This is a genomic window from Bradyrhizobium sp. LTSPM299 (genome assembly GCF_000938235.1).
Classification (GTDB): domain Bacteria; phylum Pseudomonadota; class Alphaproteobacteria; order Rhizobiales; family Xanthobacteraceae; genus Bradyrhizobium.
In genome coordinates this window covers 223,958-245,305 of record NZ_JYMU01000016.1, presented here as the reverse complement: position 1 = coordinate 245,305, position 21,348 = coordinate 223,958, and the positions used below count along the sequence as shown (strand labels likewise).

Annotated in this window: 15 protein-coding genes; 7 read left to right on the top strand and 8 right to left on the bottom strand. The window is 63.5% G+C overall.

Annotated elements, in window-relative coordinates:
• Positions 1-38: 38 nt before the first annotated feature.
• Together UP10_RS11515 and UP10_RS11510 are read left to right on the top strand one after the other, a co-directional pair.
• On the top strand, positions 39-3,407 hold the full coding sequence (locus UP10_RS11515) for a hybrid sensor histidine kinase/response regulator (RefSeq protein WP_044587450.1): 3,369 nt from the start codon (positions 39-41) through the stop codon (positions 3,405-3,407).
• A complete protein-coding gene (locus UP10_RS11510) occupies positions 3,397-4,323 on the top strand; it encodes a response regulator transcription factor (RefSeq protein WP_044587449.1) in 927 nt (308 codons plus the stop codon). The genes UP10_RS11515 and UP10_RS11510 overlap by 11 nt, the downstream gene beginning before the upstream one ends.
• 181 nt (positions 4,324-4,504) lie before the next feature.
• Here the strand turns inward: UP10_RS11510 and UP10_RS11505 are convergent, their stop codons facing one another.
• The 5 genes from UP10_RS11505 to UP10_RS11485 all read right to left on the bottom strand — a co-directional run bounded on the left by UP10_RS11505 (position 4,505) and on the right by UP10_RS11485 (position 11,349).
• Positions 4,505-5,407: an SMP-30/gluconolactonase/LRE family protein gene (locus UP10_RS11505; RefSeq protein WP_197086781.1), complete on the bottom strand. Its 903-nt coding sequence runs from the start codon at positions 5,405-5,407 to the stop codon at positions 4,505-4,507.
• Between the two features lie 117 nt (positions 5,408-5,524).
• Positions 5,525-8,224: a nitrate reductase gene (locus UP10_RS11500; protein ID WP_044587447.1), complete on the bottom strand. Its 2,700-nt coding sequence runs from the start codon at positions 8,222-8,224 to the stop codon at positions 5,525-5,527.
• 1 nt (position 8,225) lies between these two features.
• Entirely contained in the window at positions 8,226-9,443 is a 1,218-nt protein-coding gene (locus tag UP10_RS11495) for an NAD(P)/FAD-dependent oxidoreductase (protein WP_050043627.1), read from the bottom strand.
• 9 nt (positions 9,444-9,452) lie between these two features.
• Entirely contained in the window at positions 9,453-9,878 is a 426-nt protein-coding gene (locus UP10_RS11490; RefSeq protein ID WP_044587482.1) for a globin family protein, read from the bottom strand.
• An 88-nt stretch (positions 9,879-9,966) separates the two neighbouring features.
• Positions 9,967-11,349, bottom strand: coding sequence for an MFS transporter (locus tag UP10_RS11485; RefSeq protein WP_044587446.1), 1,383 nt, complete (start codon positions 11,347-11,349; stop codon positions 9,967-9,969).
• A 648-nt stretch (positions 11,350-11,997) separates the two neighbouring features.
• Between UP10_RS11485 and UP10_RS11480 the strand changes: the two genes are divergently transcribed.
• Positions 11,998-12,837: a formate/nitrite transporter family protein gene (locus tag UP10_RS11480; RefSeq protein ID WP_044587445.1), complete on the top strand. Its 840-nt coding sequence runs from the start codon at positions 11,998-12,000 to the stop codon at positions 12,835-12,837.
• 89 nt (positions 12,838-12,926) lie between these two features.
• Here UP10_RS11480 and UP10_RS11475 read toward each other — a convergent pair whose 3' ends face one another.
• A complete protein-coding gene (locus UP10_RS11475) occupies positions 12,927-13,841 on the bottom strand; it encodes an intradiol ring-cleavage dioxygenase (RefSeq protein ID WP_044587444.1) in 915 nt (304 codons plus the stop codon).
• A gap of 177 nt (positions 13,842-14,018) precedes the next feature.
• Here UP10_RS11475 and UP10_RS11470 point away from each other — a divergent pair, with 177 nt between their 5' ends.
• The 3 genes from UP10_RS11470 (at position 14,019) to UP10_RS11460 (ending at position 18,507) form a co-directional block, all read left to right on the top strand.
• Entirely contained in the window at positions 14,019-15,293 is a 1,275-nt protein-coding gene (locus tag UP10_RS11470; protein ID WP_044587443.1) for a serine hydrolase domain-containing protein, read from the top strand.
• Between the two features lie 275 nt (positions 15,294-15,568).
• Positions 15,569-17,026, top strand: coding sequence for a sensor histidine kinase (locus UP10_RS11465; RefSeq protein ID WP_156179786.1), 1,458 nt, complete (start codon positions 15,569-15,571; stop codon positions 17,024-17,026).
• A 161-nt stretch (positions 17,027-17,187) separates the two neighbouring features.
• Complete coding sequence (locus UP10_RS11460; RefSeq protein WP_044587441.1) at positions 17,188-18,507, top strand: dicarboxylate/amino acid:cation symporter; 1,320 nt, start codon at positions 17,188-17,190, stop codon at positions 18,505-18,507.
• 98 nt (positions 18,508-18,605) lie between these two features.
• On the opposite strand, the gene UP10_RS11455 is transcribed toward UP10_RS11460, so the two are convergent.
• Positions 18,606-18,908 (bottom strand): hypothetical protein, encoded by a 303-nt coding sequence (locus UP10_RS11455; RefSeq protein WP_063775373.1) that lies wholly within the window; start codon positions 18,906-18,908, stop codon positions 18,606-18,608.
• A gap of 548 nt (positions 18,909-19,456) precedes the next feature.
• Here UP10_RS11455 and UP10_RS11450 point away from each other — a divergent pair.
• Entirely contained in the window at positions 19,457-19,852 is a 396-nt protein-coding gene (locus UP10_RS11450; RefSeq protein WP_156164579.1) for a helix-turn-helix domain-containing protein, read from the top strand.
• Between the two features lie 241 nt (positions 19,853-20,093).
• On the opposite strand, the gene UP10_RS11445 is transcribed toward UP10_RS11450, so the two are convergent.
• Positions 20,094-21,074, bottom strand: coding sequence for a Bug family tripartite tricarboxylate transporter substrate binding protein (locus UP10_RS11445; RefSeq protein ID WP_044587439.1), 981 nt, complete (start codon positions 21,072-21,074; stop codon positions 20,094-20,096).
• Positions 21,075-21,348 lie beyond the last annotated feature (274 nt).

Genomic DNA, 21,348 nt, shown 5'->3' with positions numbered 1-21,348 from the left:
GCAACAAGAGGACTTTCCCGGATCAGGAGTGGGGTGCAGTGGCAGGGCGGCAGCGGATTGACCGCGTCAGGCGCCAGTACAACCAGTGGGTTGCAAACCAGACGCTGGAAGACTACGCGCTCCGCTTCACCGCCAAGAGCGCGCGGCGATGGTCGGCCGCCCGCGTCGCCAATACCGCGCTCGGGGCGATCTCCTTCCTGGCGCTGGAAGCGATCGGCGGCACCATCACGCTGAATTATGGCGCGATGAACGCCTCGGCCGCAATCCTGGTCGTCAGCGTGATCATTTTCCTGTGCGGGCTGCCGATCGCCTACCACGCCGCCAAATGCGGCATCGACATCGACCTGCTGACCCGCGGCGCTGGCTTCGGCTATATCGGCTCGACCATCACCTCGCTGATCTACGCCTCGTTCACCTTCATCTTCTTCGCGATCGAGGCCGTGATCCTGGCGAGCGCGCTCGACATGTGTTTCGGCATTCCCCGCCCGATCGGCTATTTGATTAGCGCGGTCGTGATCATCCCCCTGGTGGTCTACGGCATCACGCTGATCAGCCGGTTCCAGCTCTGGACCCAGCCGCTGTGGATCATCCTCCACATCATGCCGTTCGCGGCGATCGCCTGGGCCAATCCGCATTCATTCGCGGACTGGCGCAAATTCGCCGGCGAGCACGGCGACCCATCCGGCCATCTCGACCTCCTGCTGTTCGGCACCGCGGCGTCTGTTGTGTTCGCGCTGGTGGCGCAGATCGGCGAGCAGGTCGACTTCCTGCGCTTCCTGCCGCGCGACCGCCGTACCTCGCGAAAAGCCTGGTGGATCGCGTTGCTCAGCGCCGGCCCCGGCTGGATCGTGCTCGGCGCACTGAAGCTGCTGGCCGGCTCGTTCCTCGCCTTCTTCGCGCTCAGCCACGGCGTCCCCGCCGAGCACGCTGCCGAGCCGGCGAACATGTATCTCGAGGCGTTCCGTTACGTGCTGTCGCAGCCCGATCTGGCGATGGCGCTGACGGGTACTTTCGTCATTCTGTCGCAGGTCAAGATCAACGTCACCAACGCCTATGCGGGCTCGATCGCCTGGTCGAACTTCTTCTCCCGCCTCACCCATAGCCATCCTGGCCGCGTGGTGTGGCTGGTGTTCAATGTCGTGGTGGCGTTGCTGTTGATGGAGATCGGCGTCTACAAGGCGCTGGAGCAGACGCTCGCGCTCTATTCCAACGTCGCGATCGCCTGGGTCGGCGCGCTGGTCGCCGACCTCGTCATCAACAAGCCACTCGGCTTGCGGCCGCAGCACATCGAGTTCAAGCGCGCGCATCTCTACGACGTCAACCCGGTCGGCGTCGGCGCGATGACGATCGCTACCGTGGTCTCGATCAGCGCGTTCTACGGCCTGTTCGGGCCGACCGCGAAGGCGCTGTCGGCGTTCGTAGCCCTCGCGGCCGCCTTCATCGCCGCGCCGCTGATCGCCTGGGCCACCGACGGCAAATACTACATCGCGCGCAAGCCGAAGCGGAGCTGGCAATACCTCGAGTCGATCCAGTGCTGTATCTGCGAGCACTCGTTCGAGCCGGAGGACATGGCCTCCTGCCCGGCCTATGCGGGCCCGATCTGCTCGCTGTGCTGTTCGCTCGACGCGCGCTGCCATGACCTCTGCAAGCCGCATGCGCGTGTCCAGGCGCAGCTGTCGGAGACGCTGGGCAAATTGCTGCCGCAGCCGATCTACGCCCGCATCAATTCGCAGCTCGGGCATTATCTTGGCGTGTTCCTGGTCTCCGCCGGGCTTGTCGGACTGGTGCTCGGGCTGATCTATCTGCAGACCTCAGCGACCGTGCATGCCGGCCCGTCTTTGGGCGACGTGCTCCTGAAAGTGTTCTTTGCGCTGATCCTCATCATCGGCGTGGTCGCCTGGCTGTTCGTGCTGGCGCAGCAGAGCCGCCGCGCAGCGGAAGAGGAAACAAGGCGGCAAACAACGCTGTTGATCCAGGAAATCGACGCCCACAAGCGCACCGATGCCGAGTTGCAGCGCGCCAAGGAGGTGGCGGAATCAGCCAACCTCGCCAAGAGCCGCTATGTCGTCGGCCTGAGCCACGAGCTGCGCTCGCCGCTGAACGCGATCTCCGGCTATGCGCAGCTGCTGGAGCAGGACAACAGCCTGCAGACGCGGCCGCGCGACCAGGTGCGCGTGGTCCGCCGCAGCGCCGATCATCTCTCGGGCCTGATCGACGGCATCCTCGATATTTCGAAGATCGAGGCGGGACGGCTCTATCTCTCGCGCGACGAGGTACGGCTGACCGATTTCCTCGACCAGCTCGTCGGCATGTTCCGCCTGCAGGCCACCGCCAAGGGCGTCGACTTCGTGTTCAAACGGCCGAACGTGCTTCCCGTCGTCGTCTATGCCGACGAGAAGCGGCTGCGCCAGATCCTGATCAATTTGCTCTCCAACGCGATCAAGTTCACCCAACGCGGCAGCGTGCGCTTCATCGTGCATTATCGCAGCCCAGTGGCCGAGTTCGAGGTCACCGATACCGGGCCGGGCATCAAGTCCGACGATCTCGAGCGCATCTTCGCGCCGTTCGAGCGCGGCGCGCTCGGCGTCTCGCAGCCGCAGACCGGCACTGGCCTCGGCCTGACCATCAGCCGCCTGCTCGCCGGCGTGATGGGCGGCGACATCAAGGTATCAAGCACGGTCGGCACCGGCAGCACGTTCCGCGTCAAGCTGCTGCTCTCCGAAGTCACCAACCCGCGGCGCGATGCGCCGGTCGATGCCCCCGTTTATGGCTATCTCGGTCCGCGCAAGACCATCCTGGTCACCGACGACGACCCGACCCATCGCGACCTGCTGCGCGAGGTGCTGACACCGCTCGGCTTCATCCTGCTCAGCGCCCCTGATGGACCGGGCTGCCTCGCGCTCGCGCAGCATTGCCGGCCCGATCTGTTCCTGCTCGACATTTCCATGGCCGGCATGGACGGCTGGACGGTTGCTGAAACCCTGCGCACCGCCGGCCATCACCAGGCGCGCATCCTGATGGTCTCGGCGAGCGCGCTGGAAGCGCACGGCGCGCCGATGGCGCAGCCGTTCCACGACGGGTATCTGATGAAGCCGATCGACATCCCGCGGCTGCTCGAAACCATCCGCCAACTGCTGAAGATCGAATGGCAGTACGAGGCCACGCAGGTCGTGGCCCCGCAATGGAAGCCCGAGAGCGGCACGCGGCCACCGGTGAAATATGTCGAAGAGCTGATCGGCCTCGGGCAACTCGGCTATATCAGGGCGATCCAGCTCAAGCTCGACGAGATCGGCAATGAACTCCCCGAGCATGCCGACTTCGTCGGACAAATGCGCACGCTGATCGACCGCTTCGATCTCGACCAGTACATGGCGACGTTAAAGACATTGCACAGCTATGACCATTGAACAAAAAAAGCGCGACGTCGCCCTCGTCGTCGACGACTCTCCTGAAACGCTGCGACTCCTGACCGACGCCCTCGACGGCGCCGGCATGACGGTCATGGTGGCGCTCGACGGCGCGTCGGCGATGCGGATCGTCGAGCAGATCACGCCCGATATCGTGCTGCTCGACGCTGTGATGCCCGGCATGGATGGGTTCGAGACCTGCAGGCGGCTCAAGCGCGACGCCGGGCTCGATGGCGTGCCGATCATCTTCATGACCGGATTGGCCGAGACCGAGCACATCGTGCGCGGGCTGGAAGCCGGCGGCGTCGACTATGTCGCCAAGCCGATCGTGGTCGAGGAGATGCTGGCACGCATTCGCGTCCACCTTGCCAATGCGCGGATGACCCAGAGCGCCCGCGCCGCGCTCGACGTCTCCGGCCGTTATCTGCTGGCGGTCAATAGCGCCGGCAAGCTGCTATGGGCGACGCCGCAAGCGCAGAAACTGTTGTCGGATACATTGGCCGATGACGCCGAGGATTTCGTGTTGCCGGACCCGATGCCGCAATGGCTGGACCAGGCGCAGAAGGGCAAATCGGGCGCGAAGACTGCGACCATGGCGTCCCTCCCCGGCAACGAGCAGCTCCGCCTGCAATTCATGGGCAAGCTTGGCCCCAACGAATTCCTGCTGCGGCTTGCCAAGGACACCTCAGGCGACATGCCCGCCGAATTCTCCAGCGAGCTTGGCCTGACCACCCGCGAAGGCGAGGTGCTGTCCTGGCTCTCCAAGGGCAAGACCAACCGCGACATTGCGCAGATCCTGGGCCTCAGCCCGCGCACGGTGGACAAGCATCTGGAGCAGATCTATTCCAAGCTCGGCGTCGAGAACCGCACCGCCGCGGCGGCAATCGCGGTGAATGCAAGACACCGGAAGGGGTGAGGTTTCCTTCTCCCTCGCCCCGCTCTTGCGGGGAGAGGGTTGGGGTGAGGGGCTTTCTCCGCAAACTCGATAACAAATCGACTCGCGGTAGCTCCCCCTCACCCGGATCGCATTGCGCTTCGCTGCATGCGATCCGACCTCTCCCCGCAAGCGGGGCGAGGTAACGTTTAAGGCCGCTTCGCTACCCATCCAGCCCGCTAATATCAGCCACCAGCACCGAGCCCGTCACCGACTCCGTAATGTACAGCCGGTCATGGTTGACGCCACCGATCGCGACATTGGTGCAGCTCTGCCCGGCGCAGGATTTGATCCGCGCGATGCATTCACCGTTCGGCGCAAAGACGAAGACATGGCCGAGCGAAGCGTGCGCGACGAACAGCCGCCCTTTCATATCCATCGTCATGCCGTCGGGTCCGCTCGGCCCGAACATGGTGCAGAAACGTCCGACCTTCGAGACGCTGCCGTCCTTCATGAACGGCGCGCGCCAGACCGCGTTGTCGCGCGTCATCGCGACGAACAGCACGGCTTCATGCGGATCGAGCACCAGGCCGTTGGGACTGATGCCGGTGTGGATCAGGCAATCGAGTTGCCCGTTGCTGCGCAGCCGATAGACCCGACCGGTCGGATCGTGCAGGCCGGTCTGGCCCTGGTCGGTGAAATAGACGTCGCCATTGGATGCGATATGCAGGTCGTTGCAGCCGCGGAACGATTCCGAATTGCGCGAGCGTAAAAGCGGCGTGACCTTGCCCGAGACGGCGTCGAGCTCCACCAGCCCAAGCCTGTAATCGGCAATCAGGATGCGGCCTTTGGCGTCGATCTTCAGCCCGTTCGGCCAACCGTCATATTCGGCGACCAGCGACCACGTCTTGTCCGGTGCGATCCGAAAGATGCGGCCGAACGGGATATCGACGATATAGAGATTGCCCGACGCATCGAACGACGGGCCCTCGATGAAGCAGTCGGTCACCGCGCCCGGCCGGTTGGCATCGGCCCACTCGGTCGCCACCTTGCGGCGGAATTCGGCGGGGACGGCGGAGAATATCCCGGTTGGAATCAGTTTGGGCGGCGTTTCCAGATACATCATTTTTTTGGTTCACCCGTTGGTGGAACGGGTTGGACCATATCGGGTTCTCGCCGTCATTGCGAGCCACCCGGTCGGCGCAACGCGCCGCCGGATCGCTCGCAATGACGTGGAGAGAGTTCAGTTCGCAACGGCCAGCTTGCGCTTGTCGACCTCGACCGGCGTCTGCGCAATCAACCGCTTCAGTTCGGGGATACAGGAGCCGCAATTGGTGCCGGCCTTCAGCTTCACGCCGATCTCCGCCGCCGATCGCGCGCCGGCCGCAATCGCATTGCAGATCGTGTCGCGGCCGACGCCGAAGCAGGCGCAGATCACCGGGCCCGCGCTCGCCACACCCTCCGCCGATTTGCCCGACAGCAGCATGCGGCGTTGCATATCGCTCAACGCATCCGCCGCGAACAGGCTCTTAACGACGTTCCAGTCGCCGGCGTCTCCTGCCGCTCCGACAAACAGACACGCTTCGATGCGATCGCCTCGGAAGGAGGCCGCACGGTAAATGCCGCCGCCGAAATCATTGTACTCCGCAAGGTCGTCGCTCGCCGCGGCGTGCATCCAGGCTTGCCAACCCTTCAAATCGGCATTGTCGGCGAACAGATAGCCGTGGCCACCGGTGACGGCGACGCGTGCAACCCAGGCATGACCGGGCAGCTCCATCGGCATACGCGAGAGCGCAAAACCGCGGAACACATATTCGTAGGGCGCGATCGAAGCCGGTGTCGCCTTGTTCTCGGGCTGACCCGAGAACGGATCGGTATATGGCGCTACCAGCGAGCCGACACGCGCACCGGTCGCGTTCGCTCCGCTCCAATGGATCGGTGCGAACAGCATGCCGCGCTGCTGGCGCTCGCTGACGACGACGCGCAGCGTGCATTGACCATAGTCCGTAGTGATGCGCGCAAAGCCGCCGTCGGCAACGCTGTATTTGAGCGCATCGTCGGGGTGGACTTCGATGAACGGCTCAGGAAGGTGCTGGCCGAGCCGCGGGCTCATACCGGTGCGCGTCATGGTGTGCCACTGGTCGCGGATCCGGCCGGTGTTGAGCCGCAGCGGCCGCGCCGGCGTCGTCTCCGTGCGCAGCGCCGGCATCTCCGGCGCGACGAAGCGCGCCTTGCGATCGTTGCTGTAGAAGCCGCCCTCGGCAAAGAAGCGCGCCTGTGGCTGCGCATCGCGGCTAACAGGCCATTGCACCGGCGCCATGGCGTCAAAGCCTTCGTCGGAGACCGCCTTCAATCCACCGATATCGAAGTCGCGCGCCCCGTTGTTCTCGAACGCCGAGAGCGCGGCGTGCTCGCGGAAGATATCCGCGGCCGACTTGAAGTCGAAGGCGGCGCCGAAGCCGAGACGCCTTGCGACCTCGCTGAGGATCCACCAGTCCGGCTTTGCTTCGCCGGGTGCTTTCAGGAATGTGCGTTGTCGCGAGATCCGCCGCTCGGAGTTGGTCACCGTGCCCGACTTCTCGCCCCAGGCCTCCGCCGGCAGCAGCACATGCGGGCCCGCCACGACGGTGTCGTTGGAGAGTACATTCTCGGAGACGACAAACAGGTCGAGCTTCTTCAGCGCCTCGCGAACGACGTCGGCGTTCGGCAGCGATACCGCCGGATTGGTGCCCATCACCCAGAGCGCCTTGATCTCGCCGCGCCCGATCGCCTCGAACATCTGCACCGCCTTCAACCCTTCATGGGTTGCGATGCGCGGCGCTTTCCAGAACCGCTTGACGCGGTCGATATCCGGCGGGGTAAAGCCCATATGCGCGGCGAGCTGGTTGGCTAGGCCACCGACCTCGCGGCCACCCATCGCATTGGGCTGGCCAGTCAGCGAGAACGGCGAGGCGCCCAGCCTGCCGATCCGCCCGGTGGCGAGATGGCAGTTGAGGATGGCGTTGACCTTGTCGGTGCCCTGCGCGGATTGATTGACGCCTTGCGAGTACAGCGTCACCACCCGCGTCGTTTTGGCGAACATCTGGAAGAACGCCGCGACGTCCCGCTCAGTGAGGCCGGTCGCGAGTGCCGTCGCCGCCAGGCTGCCGGCCATCCGGCGCGCCCGCGCCAGCGTGTCATCAAAGCCCGAGGTAAAACGCTCGATATAATCAGGATCGAGCGCGCCGTTGTCGGCGAGATGGACCAGCAGGCCATTGAACAGCGCGCTGTCGGTGCCGGGCTTCAACCCAAGGAAGAGGTCGTCGTCGCCGACCGTGTCGGTGCGGCGCGGATCGATCACGACGAAACGGGCACCGCGCTTCTGCTTGTTGGCGAGCATCCGTTGGAACAGCACCGGATGGCACCAAGCCGCATTCGAACCGACGAGCACCAGGAGATCCGCCTCGTCGAGATCTTCGTAGCAGCCGGGCACGGTGTCGGCGCCGAAGGCGCGGCGATGGCCGGCGACCGACGAGGCCATGCACAGCCGCGAATTGGTGTCGACATTGGCGCTGCCGATGAAGCCCTTCATCAGCTTGTTGGCGACGTAATAATCCTCGGTCAGCAACTGGCCGGAGAGATAGAACGCCACCGCGCCGGGGCCGTCGCGGGCGACGATGTGCTGGAAGCGGTGCGCGACGTGATCGAGCGCGTCACTCCAGTCGACCCGCTGCATGGCGTCGCCACAGCGGATCATCGGATGCAGCAGACGACTCTCCAGCCCCAGCGTCTCGCCGAGCGCGGAGCCCTTCGAACACAGCCGACCGAAATTGGCGGGATGCTCGGGATCGCCCGAGATCGCCGCCCCTCCGCGGCCATCCGGCGTCGCCAGCACGCCACAGCCGACGCCGCAATAGGCGCAGGTCGTCCTGACGGCGCGGAGGGCGGGATCGACTGCAGTCATCTTACGCCGCCTCCGACTGCATCGCGAGCGAGCGGCCGAATATCATGTCGGCGCGGATCTGCGCGATCGGTTTCCTGTTGCGGATCAGGTCGAGATACCAGAGCGCATCGGCGGTGTCGCCGATCAGCACCGCGCCGGTGAGCCGTCCCTCTGAAATCACGAGCTTCTTGTAGGTGCCATGGTTGACGTCGCGGAGCACGAGGCTCTCGCTGCCGTCGGCGCCCGTGAAATCGCCCGCCGAGAACACGCCGACGCCGGAGACCTTCAGATTGGTCGCAACGACGCTGCCGGTATAGGCCGCATCGGTGCCGGCGAGATGCCTTGCCAGCACGCGCGCCTGTTCATAGGCCGGTTCGACCAGGCCGTAGCAGATGCCGCGATGTTCGGCGCATTCGCCGATCGCAAACACATCGGGCACACCCGCCTGCAAATGGTCGTCGACCATGACACCGCGGTTGACGGGAATGCCGGCGTCACGTGCAAGCGCTGTGTTCGGCCGGATCCCGGCGGCGAAGATCACGGCATCGGCATCGATCAGCCGTCCATCCACAAGTTCGACACCGGTCACGCTGGCTTCGCCATGGATACGTGCGGTGCTGGCATTGAGCAGGATCTCGATGCCCTTGCGCTCGACCAGCGACTTCAACAGCGCCGCCGCTGGCCCGTCGAGCTGACGTTCCATCAACCGGTCCATCAGATGCAGCAGCGTCACCGTGGCCCCCGCCTTGGCGAGGCCGTAGGCCGCCTCTAACCCGAGCAGGCCGCCGCCGACCACGACGACGCGCTTTTTCTGCGCGGCGAGCGTCAGCAGCAGGTCGACGTCGCGGGTGTCGCGAAAGGTATGGACGCCGGCGAGATCGGCGCCGGGGACGTTGAGCCGCAGCGCCGAGGATCCCGTCGCCAGCACCAGTTTGGAGAAGCTGACGCTCTCTTCGTTGGCGATCTTGATCTCGCGACGGCCGACATCGACCTCGGTCGCCATGCAATTGTACTTCAGCGTAACGCCGCGCTCGCGCCACCACGATGCGGGTTTCAGCTCGATCTCGTGCGAGGCGGCCTCGCCGGCCAGCACCGACGACAGCAGCACGCGATTATAGGCGAGCCGCGGCTCGTCACCGATCACGGCGATGGCATAGCGGCCGAGCGCGACCTTCGACAATTCGTCGACCAGACGCACCGCGGCCATGCCATTGCCGATGATGACGAGCGGTTCGCTCATAACAACTCCCTACTCGGCAGCCTGCGCGCTGCCATAGGCTTCGGAAATCATGTAGCTGGACAGCGTGCCGTAGGCGGTGGTCCAGGCGGCGGCCACCTCGGGCGTCCAGGCCTCGCCGAGGCCCTTCTCGAGCGTCCACAACAGCGCGCCGCCGACCACCGGATAGTGCTCGGGCTTGGCGCCGTAGCCGACGTGGCGCTTGGCGAGCGCGCTCGCGGCCGGAAGCACCGCTTCGAGATTGGTCAGTCCGTTGACGACGACAGCCAGCGTCGCCATCAGCTTCTTGCGCTGCTCGGTCATGTCAGATGGAAACATCGCCTTGACGCCAGGCGCGACCTCGAACAGCCGGTCATAGAAGATGATTGCGGCCTGCTCCGAGATCGGCGCCACCTTGGAAAAGGACTCCTGTACCAGCGTCACTTGATCGGGTGTCATCATTTCCTCCTGCTGTTTAGGATTCCTCCCCCTGTGAGCCAGGGAGAGGTCACTGGCGTCTGCGGCTCGGCGCGCCGCACAGGTCCCGTCAGATCCGCGCTCCCGCGAGGCTCGACACGCTGGACGAAGCAGAGCTGCGGCGCAGGTAGTAGAACCAGGTCAGGGCGAGGCAGACCGCGTAGAACACGAGGTAGATTTCCAGCGCGAGCTGCGGTCCACCGGTCACAGCAATCGACTTGCCGAACCCGGTCGGGATCAGATAGCCACCGCAGGCTCCGATGGCGCCGATGAAGCCGAGCGCGGCGCCGCTCTCGATGCTCGCCGTCTTCAGCGCCAGCGCCTTGCCGGCTTCGCCCTTGCCTTTTGCCTTCTGCAGGTTCTCTTCGCGGAAGATCGACGGGATCATCCGGTAGGTCGATCCGTTGCCGACGCCGGTGGTGACGAACAGGATGAGGAACATCACGAGGAAGCCGGTGAAGTCCTTGATCCCGACGAAGTACAGCACACCGATCGTCGCCGCTCCCATCGCGATGAAATTCCAGAACGTCACGATCGCGCCACCGACCTTGTCGGCGAGCAGGCCGCCGAGCGGGCGCGACAGCGAACCAACCAGCGGTCCGAGGAACGCGATGGCGATCGTGACGGCCGGAAACTGCGTCTTGATCAGCAGCGGGAACGCCGCCGAGTAGCCGATGAAGGAGCCGAAGGTGCCGATATAGATGAAGGCCATGATCCAGGTATGCTTGCGGCCGACGATCGCGAGCTGGTTCTTGAACGAGGACTTCGCCGAGGTGAGGTTGTTCATGAAGAACACCGCACCGAACACCGCGATGCAAATCGGGATCACCCACATCAGCCCGGCATTCTGCAGGTAGACTCCGGAGACCGGCGTCGCCTGGTAAAGGTTGAAAATGCCGATGCCCATCAGGATCGGCGTGAGCAACTGCACGCTGCTGACGCCGATATTGCCGCCGGCCGCGTTGAGGCCGAGCGCCCAGCCCTTCATCCGGTCCGGATAGAAGAACGAGATGTTGGCCATGCTCGAGGCGAAGTTGCCGCCGCCGAGGCCGGCGGTGGAAGCGACCAGCAGCATCAGCCAGAACGGCGTCTCGGGCTGGCTGACGAAATAGGCGAGCCCGAAAGTCGGAATGAACAGCACCGTCGCGCTGAAGATCGTCCAGTTGCGGCCGCCGAACATCGTCACGGCGAAGGTGTAGGGAAATCGCATCAACGAGCCGATCAAGCCCGGGATGGCGACGAGCTGGAACAGCTGATCGGTGGTGTAGTGGAAGCCTGCCGCCGGTAATTTGGTCGCGACGATGCTCCAGATCAGCCAGACGGAAAATCCGATGTGCTCGGCCACGATTGACCAGATCAGGTTACGCCGGGCGACGACCTTGCCCTTGGAATTCCAGAACGCCTCGTCCTCGGGATTCCAATCGGAAATCCAGGTCGGGTTCTCCTTGCTCATTACAAATTCCTTTCTGGTCGCTGTCGCTCGAACGCGCGGAGACACGCTCCGGGAAGGCCCCAGCGTTTGCGGTGTCAAAATTCGGATGATTGGTTTCGAAGGACGGCGTCAATGGCGTCAGGCTGACTCATTCAAGCTTCGTGCCAAATCGCACGCGCAACGAAATACGAACAGTTACAATGGGTTGCTTCAGTCGCACGAATCTCTGACGGATCATGTCGCGCATTGAAAACCGGCGATTCGCTCAATCGTTGTGCGTCGCACAATCATCAAGCACACCGCTTATGAAATGAGCAAGGCAGGGAACGCGAGGCGTGAGCGAGGCCTGCTATCAAGCGATCCGCGCACAGAAATAACCGGAAACTTCGACGACTTCGCTTGGTCGTCCCTTGGGCGTCCGTTGGCATAAGCGTTGCTTTGAATCGTATCAGTCAACGAGGACTACAGGTCAGCCGGATTGTCGAGGCCAGCATTTGGCCGAGGCTCCCGGCGGCTTCCAAGCCGCTTTGCCGAGAGATCTCGGTGCAGTCGTCGTGACGCCATTTCACAGGGCATTCGCACCATTGCGCCGGTCCCCGCGGTTATCCGCGGCGCAGCTCCGCGCTGAGCAATCGGTGCTCTCTTTCATCAGACGCAAGAGGAATCACGATGTCCTATCTCGCACCTTCCGAATTCGTCACCAAGATGGTGGACGCGGGTGAGTCCAAGGTCTTCATGTCCACCAGGGATACGGTCATCCGTGCCTACATGGCCGGCGCAATCCTCGCGCTGGCAGCCTGGTTCGCCGTGACCATCAACGTCAACACGGGCCAGCCGATCGTCGGAGCCTTGTTGTTTCCGGTCGGCTTCTGCATGCTCTATCTGCTGGGCTTCGATCTGCTGACGGGCGTATTCGTGCTCTCGCCGCTTGCGCTGCTCGACAAGCGCCCCGGCGTCACGATCGGCGGCGTTCTGCGCAATTGGGGCCTCGTGTTCATCGGCAACTTTGCCGGCGCGCTGACGGTGGCGTTCATGATGGCCTTCGTCACGACGTTCGGCTTCACCCAGGATCCCGATAAGGTCGGCGCGGCCATCGGAAACATCGGTGAAAGCCGAACGCTGGGCTACGCCGCGCATGGTGCCGCCGGCATGGCGACGCTGTTCATCCGCGGCATGCTGTGCAACTGGATGGTCTCCACCGGCGTCGTCGGCGCCATGATCTCTACCTCGGTGCCCGGCAAAGTCATCGCGATGTGGATGCCGATCCTGGTGTTCTTCTACATGGTGTTCGAGCATTCCGTGGTGAACATGTTCCTGTTCCCGTCGGGGCTGATGCTGCACGCGAAGTTCTCGATATTGGACTACTTCATCTGGAACGAAATCCCGACCGTACTGGGCAATCTGGTCGGCGGCCTCGCCTTCACTGGACTAACTCTCTACGCGACCCACGTCCTGACGCAGCCAAAGCGCGAACCCGCCAAGACGGCTGCGACCCGCGCTGCGGCCTGATCGACTGCGCCTAAAGAAGGGGCCGCGCCCGGATAGGGTGCGGCCCCTCATCGCTTGCCGTCGTTTCGGCTGATGGCACCGATCCCGCTTCAAGCGGGCTCGGCTACCTTGGTCCCGAGCGGCGCAGGCGCCATTCCGCCACCGGGCTTCACGCGGAACTCATAGGTCATCAAATTCCACGGACCGTCGGACGTCTTGCCGTCCGGCATCACCGGATCGGTGCGCTTCTCGACCTTGGCGATCAGCTCATTCTTCACGCCGAACACGACGTCGGAGTCGATGTACTTGTCGCCCTCCATGAAGACATGCGTGATCAGCGGCTCGTAGCCCTTGGCGTTGACCAGGAAGTGGACATGTGCCGGCCGCATCGGGTGACGGTTGGTCTGGGTGATCATCTGCCCGACCGGGCCGTCGGTCGGGATCGGATAGCTGCACGGCACGATGGTGCGGAAGAAGAAGCGGCCATCGGCATCGGTGACGAAGCGGGCGCGCGACGACGGGCCTTCCGTGGCGTAGCTCGGCTTCTGCGAGTCATAGAACCCATCGTCATCGGCGTGCCAGATGTCGACCGGTACATTGGCCAGCGGCTTGCCCTCGAGGTCGGTGACGCGGCTCTGCACGAACATGCGCTCGCCAGGCAGGCTCGCCGAGATATCGGTGCCGTGCGGCGCCACCTTGTGCTCGCCGACATAGAACGGACCGAGCACCGTGGTCTCGGTGGCGCCGTCGCGATCCCTGTGGTTGACCGCGTCGACCAGCATCGACACGCCGAGCACGTCGGAGAGCAGGATGAACTCCTGGCGGATATCGGTGCACTTCTGGCCGGTCCGGGTCAGGAAATCGATCGCGTAATCCCACTCCTCGAATGTGAGATCGGTCTTGCGCACATAGTCGTGCAGCGACCTCACCAGTTCCTGCAGCAGGAACTTGGCCCGCGGATCGGGCGTTTTGTCGAAGCTGTGGATCACGGCGGCGGTGAGCTCGGTGTCGTTGAACTCTGTCATCTCTGCGTTTCCGTTGAGGTCGCTTGTTGAAGTCCCTTGGGGGTTGAAGTCCCTTGGGGGGCGCGATTGCAGGCGGCAGCCTACACCACCGCCGCAGTGCAGGTAAGCGGCGGCCGGTTGGTGCAACAGACACTTTTCGGCTATCAAGGCCCCCTTTGCCAGCCGGAGATAAGCCCGATGTTAGCCCCCACCCCTGCCTCGCCCGAATCCGCGGGAATGTCGACCACAGCGCTGAACCGCCTCGAAGCGCATCTGAAGACCCGCTACATCGATTCCGGCCGATTTCCCGGGACCCAGACCCTGATCTACCGCCGCGGCAAGATCGTCCATTCGGCGGTCCAGGGCTTTGCCGATCTCGAGCGCAAGGTGCCGGTCAAGGACGACACCATCTTCCGCATCTATTCGATGACCAAGCCGATCACGTCTGTCGCCTTCATGACGCTGGTCGAGGAAGGCCGCGTCGCGATCGACGAGCCGGTCGCCAAATACATTCCGGAGTGGAAGAATCTCGGCGTCTTCGTCGCCGGCAATGCGCCGGCTTTCATGACGCGCCCGCCGACCCGGCCAATGCTGATCGTCGACCTGCTGCGGCACACGTCGGGTCTCACTTACGGCTTCCAGCAGCGGTCCAACGTCGATGCGGCCTACCGCGAAAAGAAGATCGGCGAGGTCATCAAGGCCGGCACGCTCGACGGCATGATCGAAGATCTCGCGAAAATCCCGCTGGAGTTCTCGCCGGGCGAGGCCTGGAACTATTCGGTCGCCACCGACGTGCTCGGCTATCTCGTCGGCAAGATCTCCGGCGTGCCGTTCGAGCAGTTCCTCAAGGAGCGTATCTTCAAGCCGCTCGGCATGAACGACACCGACTTCTTTGTACCGGCCGACAAGGCGCATCGCTTTGCCGCCTGCTATTCGGCCGATCCGCAGGGCGGCATGACCTTTCACGCCACCGAGCGCAAGGGCTCGCTGACGCTGCAGGACGACCCGACCACGAGTTCGTTCCTGTCGCCGCCCTCGCTGATCTCGGGCGGCGGCGGGCTGTGCTCGACCGCGGCCGATTACCTCACCTTCTGCCGGGCGCTGCTCAATGGCGGCGAACTCGGCGGCATCAGGCTGCTGGGCCCGAAGACGCTGAAGCTGATGACCTCGAACCATCTGCCGGGTGGCGTCGACCTGCCGGCGATGTCGCGTTCGCTGTTCAGTGAAGCCGCCTATAACGGCATCGGGTTCGGCCTCGGCTTCGCCGTCACCATGAACCCGTCGCAGACCCTGATCGCCGGCAGCCCGGGCGAATTCAACTGGGGAGGCGCTGCGACGACGTCGTTCTTCATCGATCCGGCCGAAGAGCTGATTACGATCTTCATGACGCAGGTGCTGCCGTCGAGCGCCTATCCGCTGCGGCGCGAACTTCGCACGATGGTTTACGCGGCGATCACCGAGAGCAATCTCTGACATCTGCGATTCCGCGGCGCACACCGGGCGCCGTGGAACTTTCCTGACAACTGGAGCGTTTTCGAGCGAAGTGGATACCGGTTCGCGTGAAGAAAACGCGTCAAAACAAGATTCTAGAGCCCGGTTCCGATTCCATCGGAACGGAAAAGGCTCTAGCTATTTCCTTCGTGAATCTAGCCCGCTTCTCCTAAGCTCGCGCCAATGGGCATCGACCTGGGACCCCCGTGCCGAAACTGACATTGCCAGTCCGTCTCGCGCTGCTGGTGGCGGGAACGATGTTGCCGCTGATCGTGTTCGCGGTCGGAATCGTCTTCCACAATTACGGACAGGACCGCAAGGACGCCACCCAGCGCGTGCTCGAAACCGTCCGCAGCATCCGCCTCGTGCTGGACGCCGAGATGCAGCGCATGACCGGCGGGGTGCAGGTGCTGGCGCTGACCGAATCCCTGCGCAACGGCGACTTCGACCGCTTCCGCCGCATGTCCAATGGCTTCCTCGACCAGTACGGCAAGGACGGCGTGCTGATCGTCGCGGATCGTCAGGGGCGCCAGCTATTTTCCTCGGTCACGTCAGATACCGCGAGCCTGCCGCTGCGCAACAACGTCGCTATCGTCGAAAAGGTGTTTTCGACCAAGCGCCCGCAATACTCCAATTTGTTCGTCGGCGCGGTGAAGAAGCGCCCGGTCGTCACCGTCGAAGTGCCGGTCATGCGCGACGGCGAAGTGCTCTACGACGTTTGCTTCAGCCCGCCGATCGATATCTTCCAGACCATTGTCGAGAAACAGCGTCCGAGCCAGGACTGGACCATTTCGATCTTCGACGGCGAAGGCGTCAACTTTGCGCGCGTCCCGAGCGCGCATGACGGCGTCGGCCAGCGCGCCTCGCCCTCGCTCCAGGCCGAGATGTCCCGCCACGACGAGGCGACCTTTCCGACAGTGTCGCTCGAGGGTGTGCACCTGATCACCAGCGTCGCACGATCGCAGATCACCGGGTGGACAGTGGCCGCGGGGATCGCGGAAGGCTCGCTGGTGGCGCCGCTCTGGCGCACACTGGCGATCACCAGCGTGATCGGCGGCGTGCTGCTCCTGGTCGGCCTCGGCTTTGCGTTGCGGATGGCAACCACGATCGCGCGCGGCGAGATGCTGCACGATCTCCTGATCGAGGAGCTCAACCACCGCGTCAAGAACACACTGGCGCTGCTGCAGTCGATCGCCACGCAGACTTTCCGCAGCGCCAGCCGCGCCGAGCGCTCGAAATTCGAGGGACGGCTCGGCGCGCTGGCCGAGGCGCACAATCTGCTCAGCACGGAGAAATGGCAGGGCTCCGACCTTCAGGACGTGATCGGCCGCGTGCTGCAACCCTATCTGCTCAACGCTCCCGAGCGGGTCAGGATGTTTGGACCGCGTGTACCGCTGTCGCCGCGGCTGGCCGTGGTGCTGTCGATGATCGTGCATGAGATGGCGACCAACGCCGCCAAGTATGGCGCGCTGTCCAACGAGACCGGCACCGTGACGCTGGATTGGGACATCCGCGAGGACGGCTCGGACCGGAAACTCGGGATGATCTGGACGGAGGCGGGCGGCCCGCTTGTGACGGCTCCGATCCAGCGCGGCTTCGGCTCGCGGCTGATCGAGCGCAGCGCCCGCGATCAGCTTGGCGGCGAAGCCACGGTCGATTTCCTGCCCCGCGGCGTCGTCTATACCCTGACCTGCACGCTCGAAAACGACGGCTGATCCGGACAGATTCCGCAACATCTGGAAAGGCTTGCTCGGCCCACGAGGTTGCCGCCGCAACCAGCATTGCGGTCCGTCGGCACGAGACTTCATGCGACCATTTTGGCACGTAAGTTGCTACGATATTGCCGGTTCGGGCCGGCTTAAATCAGGGGGAATTCATGTCGACCATTGCAGCGGTAGCCACCGAAACGCGCAAACCACTTTACTCGTCGTTGTTCGTCCAAGTGCTGGTCGCGCTCCTGCTCGGCATCGTGCTCGGCATGGCCGTGCCGGATTTCGCCATCAGCCTGAAGATCCTCAGCGACGCCTTCCTGAAACTGATCTCGATGATCGTGGCGCCAATCGTGTTCTGCGTGGTGGTGCACGGCATCGCGGGCGCCGGCGACCTCAAGAAGGTCGGACGCGTCGGCGTCAAGGCGCTGGTCTATTTCGAGACGATGACGACCGTCGCGCTCGTGGTCGGTCTGGTCCTGGCCTACCTGTTTGGCCCCGGCCACGGCATGAACATCGACACCTCGACGCTGGATGCCAAGGCGCTCTCCAGCTACGCCAGCAATGCGCAGAAGCTGAAGGGCGAAGGCGTCGGCAGCTTCCTGATGAACATCATTCCGACCACCTCGTTCGACGCGCTGTCGCGCAACGACGTGCTGCAGGTATTGTTCTTCGCAATCATCTTCGGCACCAGCCTGGCGCTGGTCGGCGGCGAGAAGAGCGAGAAGATCTCCTCCTTCATCGACGCAATATCGACCGTGCTGTTTCGCGCCATGGGCCTGATCGTGCGCGTCGCCCCGCTTGGCGTGCTCGGCGCGGTCGCCTACACGGTCGGCAAATACGGCGTCGGCTCACTCCAGCAATTGCTGTCGCTGGTCGCGCTGTACTATGTCTCACTCGCGATTTTCGTGCTCGGCGTCCTCGGCGGGGTGCTGGCGCTCGCCGGGATCAACATCCTCAAACTCCTCGGCTACCTGCGCGAGGAGCTGACGATCGTGCTGGCGACGGCGTCGTCGGACGCCGTGCTGCCGCAGATCATGCGCAAGCTCGAAGCGCTCGGCGTCAAGAAGTCCGTCGTGGGTCTCGTGATTCCGACCGGCTACTCGTTCAACCTTGACGCCTTCTCGATCTACCTCACGCTGGCGGTCGTGTTCATCGCGCAGGCGACCAACACCCCGCTGTCATTTGGCGACCTGCTCCTGGTGCTCGGCGTCTCGTTGATCACCTCGAAAGGCGCGCATGGCGTGCCGGGCTCGGCGATCGTCATCCTGGCGGCGACGCTCAATGCGGTCCCGAGCATTCCGGCGATCGGCCTCGTGCTGGTGCTGTCGGTCGACTGGTTCATCGGCATGGCGCGCGCGCTCGGCAATTTGATCGGCAACTGCGTCGCCACCGTCGTCGTCGCGGCATGGGAGGGTGACCTCGACCGTGACCAGGCCCACCGGGTGCTCGACGGCGCCGAGACGGTGGATGTGACCGCGGGCTGAGGCAACGGTTCGGACAAACGGCCCCCCGCGCGCACCGCGGGGGGTGCGACCAAATCGCGCACACGTCAATGTGATTCAACCGACGATTGAAGGAGGGTTTACTTGACGAGCTTCAAATAGGGCGGCAGCGGCTTGGCCGACTGCTGCTCGTCCGATGCCATCATGTCGCACAATGCTTTCAGCTCGGAATCGGTCACCTTGTGGAGCTCCATCCGAAGTTCAAGGATGGCGAGAGACAGAAGCCGCGCGGTCTCCGCGCTTGCCCGGTCGAGCAGAAATGCCTGGCACTCCTCCAGGGTCGCCAGAAGCGACAGCAACCTTTCTTCCGTACTTGCGACCGGCATATCTTCCACTCCCGAAGCCGCGAGGTAGAGTCGAGGCGTTTCCCTCTTTCGCTTCATTGGCCTCTCCCGCAAGGGCTCGCCGGCTTGTGGTCAGGCGCACGCGCGCTCTGGATGATTCAGAACTTTTGGGCAATTGTCCAGCAACTTCCGGAAGCCTGATTTGGACTTACGCCAAAGTTTTGCGGAGTCTCGTCGCGGCGCGGCCCCTCGATTTCGGCCACCAGCAGGGGTTGCATCCAAACATGGATGCCCGTAAGATAGATGTGCGCCCGTAGAAATACGGGCCGCGTGTCAGTGCCGCCGGTAAGCATGCGCGCAAAATCTGTGACGATCAAACTCGCGCTAGTTGTGGTTCGGTCAATATTTTGCCAAATGTGGAAGGCGGGGTGTCGAGAGGCACCTTGGCGCGATCGACTTTAGGTAGTCGGCCACGTCGGTGTCAGGATGATTCCTTTGCGCAGATGCGCTTGGGTATGATCCACGACTGGGTTTTCGTCGTTCTCACGATGAACTGACGAAGCACATGAGCTTTAACGCGGTACATCATGGACGAGTCCCTGACCTATCCGGGCCAGGGATTCCTGATTGAAGGACGGGTCACCAGAATGAACAGATCAGCAGCAAAGAAGATGAAGCAGCGCAGTGCCGGCAAACCGGACATTGAGTTGGGCAAGCGGATTCGCCTGCGGCGTGTGGAGCAGAAGATCTCGCAGGCCGAGCTCGGCGACAAGCTTGGCGTCAGCTTCCAGCAGGTTCAGAAGTACGAAAAGGGTGTCAACCGCGTCGGCGCCGCGCGCCTTCAGTCGATCGCGAGCGCGCTCGATGTGCCGGTCACCTTCTTCTACGACGGTGACGGCAAGGCCCGCGAAGTCGAAAGCCTTCTGTTCCTGGACAGCGCGTTCAGCCTGCGGTTGCTGCGCGCCTACAGCAAGATCAAGGACCAGACCGTCCAGCGTCAGCTGGTCTCGTTGATGGAATCGATTGCCGCCAACGAAGCCTGAGCGGCGTCCTAGGTCGGATCGCTGCGCCACGAAGGCGATCGACCGGACGGATCCGCCGTGACCGCAACGTGGTGCGCTGATCGCAGCCGGAAGAATATCACAGCGCTGCCATCGCAGATGGCGGCGCTTTTTTTTGTTGCTAGAGCGTTTTCCAGCGAAGTGGATACCGGTTCGCGCTGGGAAAACGCGTCAAACCAAGAATCTAGAACCCCGTTCCGATTCCATCGGAACGGAAATGGCACTAGTGGATCTGGGCACCGGATTTCTGCACGATCACGGCCCAGCGATCGACCTCGGCCCTGATGTAGGCTGCAAAACTATCCGGCGTCGATGCAGGCAACGGCTCGAGCGCGAGCGACGTGAGCTTGGCTCGGGTCGCCGGATCGGTGGTCAGCCGGCCGATCTGCCCCGCGAGCTGATCGACGATGCCGCGCGGCGTGCCTGCAGGCGCAACCACGCCCTGCCACGCCACCAGGTCGAAGCCCGGCAACCCGCTCTCCGCAAGAGTCGGAAGATCCGGCGCTGCTGCGACGCGCTTCGCCGTGGTGACGCCAAGCGCCCTCACCTTGCCCTCGCGAATCTGTTGCAGCGCCGGACGCAGGTCGACCACCATGAAGGGAATGTGACCGGCGACGACATCAAGCAGCGCCGGCATGCTGCCACGATAAGGCACGTGGCGGATGTCGATGCCTGATGCCGCCTTCAGCATCTCCGCACCGAGATGCTGCGGACTCCCGTTACCAGCGGATCCGTAGGCCAATCCCGGTTTCGACCTGGCATAGGCGATGAATTCGGTCAGCGATTTCACCGGAATCGCAGGATTGACGACCAGCACGAAGGGGACGCCGGCGATCAGGGCGATCGGCGCGAAATCCTTGACGGGATCGTAAGGCAACTCCTTGTACAGCGCCTTGTTGATGGCAAGCGTCGTCGAGGTCGCCATCAGCAGCGTGTACCCGTCCGGATCGGATTTGGCGACCAACTCGGCGCCGAGCGTGGTTCCAACACCGGGTCTGTTCTCGACCGTGACGCTCACGCCAAGCCCGCCCTTCAGATGGTCGGCGACCAGCCGGCCCAGCAGATCCGTGGTACCGCCGGCCGGATACGGCACGATCAGCTTGATCGCATGATTTGGATAGACGCCCACCGCCAGCGCCGGCAGGTCGGCCAGCAGCAGCAGCGCGCCGCTTCCTGCGAGGACATTCCGACGTGTCTGTGACATGGCATTTCCTCCGGCATTCCCCCTGCTCTTTTTCTTGGCATGTTGCGAACCATACTATCCGCCAACACGACATATCAGCGAAACAAGAAACCGATTCGGGGCGCCAGCGTGGTCGGAAGGTTGCGGCGCTGCAACAGCCGCAACCAAAACTTAATCAAGACGCAACGCTCTTGGGATAAACCATCACGCCCGCTCGAACTTGCCGCCATTTCTTACGTCCGGCCAAAGGGCCGATTTTGACTCCAGCGCCACGCGCAATCCGGGGAAACGCGAT

Coding starts and splice junctions, on each gene's coding strand:
- UP10_RS11510 (WP_044587449.1), top strand. CDS start 3,397: ATGACCATTGAACAAAAAAAGCGCGACGTCGCCCTCGTCGTCGACGAC.
- UP10_RS11505 (WP_197086781.1), bottom strand. CDS start 5,407: ATGATGTATCTGGAAACGCCGCCCAAACTGATTCCAACCGGGATATTC.
- UP10_RS11500 (WP_044587447.1), bottom strand. CDS start 8,224: ATGACTGCAGTCGATCCCGCCCTCCGCGCCGTCAGGACGACCTGCGCC.
- UP10_RS11495 (WP_050043627.1), bottom strand. CDS start 9,443: ATGAGCGAACCGCTCGTCATCATCGGCAATGGCATGGCCGCGGTGCGT.
- UP10_RS11490 (WP_044587482.1), bottom strand. CDS start 9,878: ATGACACCCGATCAAGTGACGCTGGTACAGGAGTCCTTTTCCAAGGTG.
- UP10_RS11485 (WP_044587446.1), bottom strand. CDS start 11,349: ATGAGCAAGGAGAACCCGACCTGGATTTCCGATTGGAATCCCGAGGAC.
- UP10_RS11480 (WP_044587445.1), top strand. CDS start 11,998: ATGTCCTATCTCGCACCTTCCGAATTCGTCACCAAGATGGTGGACGCG.
- UP10_RS11475 (WP_044587444.1), bottom strand. CDS start 13,841: ATGACAGAGTTCAACGACACCGAGCTCACCGCCGCCGTGATCCACAGC.
- UP10_RS11470 (WP_044587443.1), top strand. CDS start 14,019: ATGTTAGCCCCCACCCCTGCCTCGCCCGAATCCGCGGGAATGTCGACC.
- UP10_RS11465 (WP_156179786.1), top strand. CDS start 15,569: ATGTTGCCGCTGATCGTGTTCGCGGTCGGAATCGTCTTCCACAATTAC.
- UP10_RS11460 (WP_044587441.1), top strand. CDS start 17,188: ATGTCGACCATTGCAGCGGTAGCCACCGAAACGCGCAAACCACTTTAC.
- UP10_RS11455 (WP_063775373.1), bottom strand. CDS start 18,908: ATGAAGCGAAAGAGGGAAACGCCTCGACTCTACCTCGCGGCTTCGGGA.
- UP10_RS11450 (WP_156164579.1), top strand. CDS start 19,457: ATGAACAGATCAGCAGCAAAGAAGATGAAGCAGCGCAGTGCCGGCAAA.
- UP10_RS11445 (WP_044587439.1), bottom strand. CDS start 21,074: ATGTCACAGACACGTCGGAATGTCCTCGCAGGAAGCGGCGCGCTGCTG.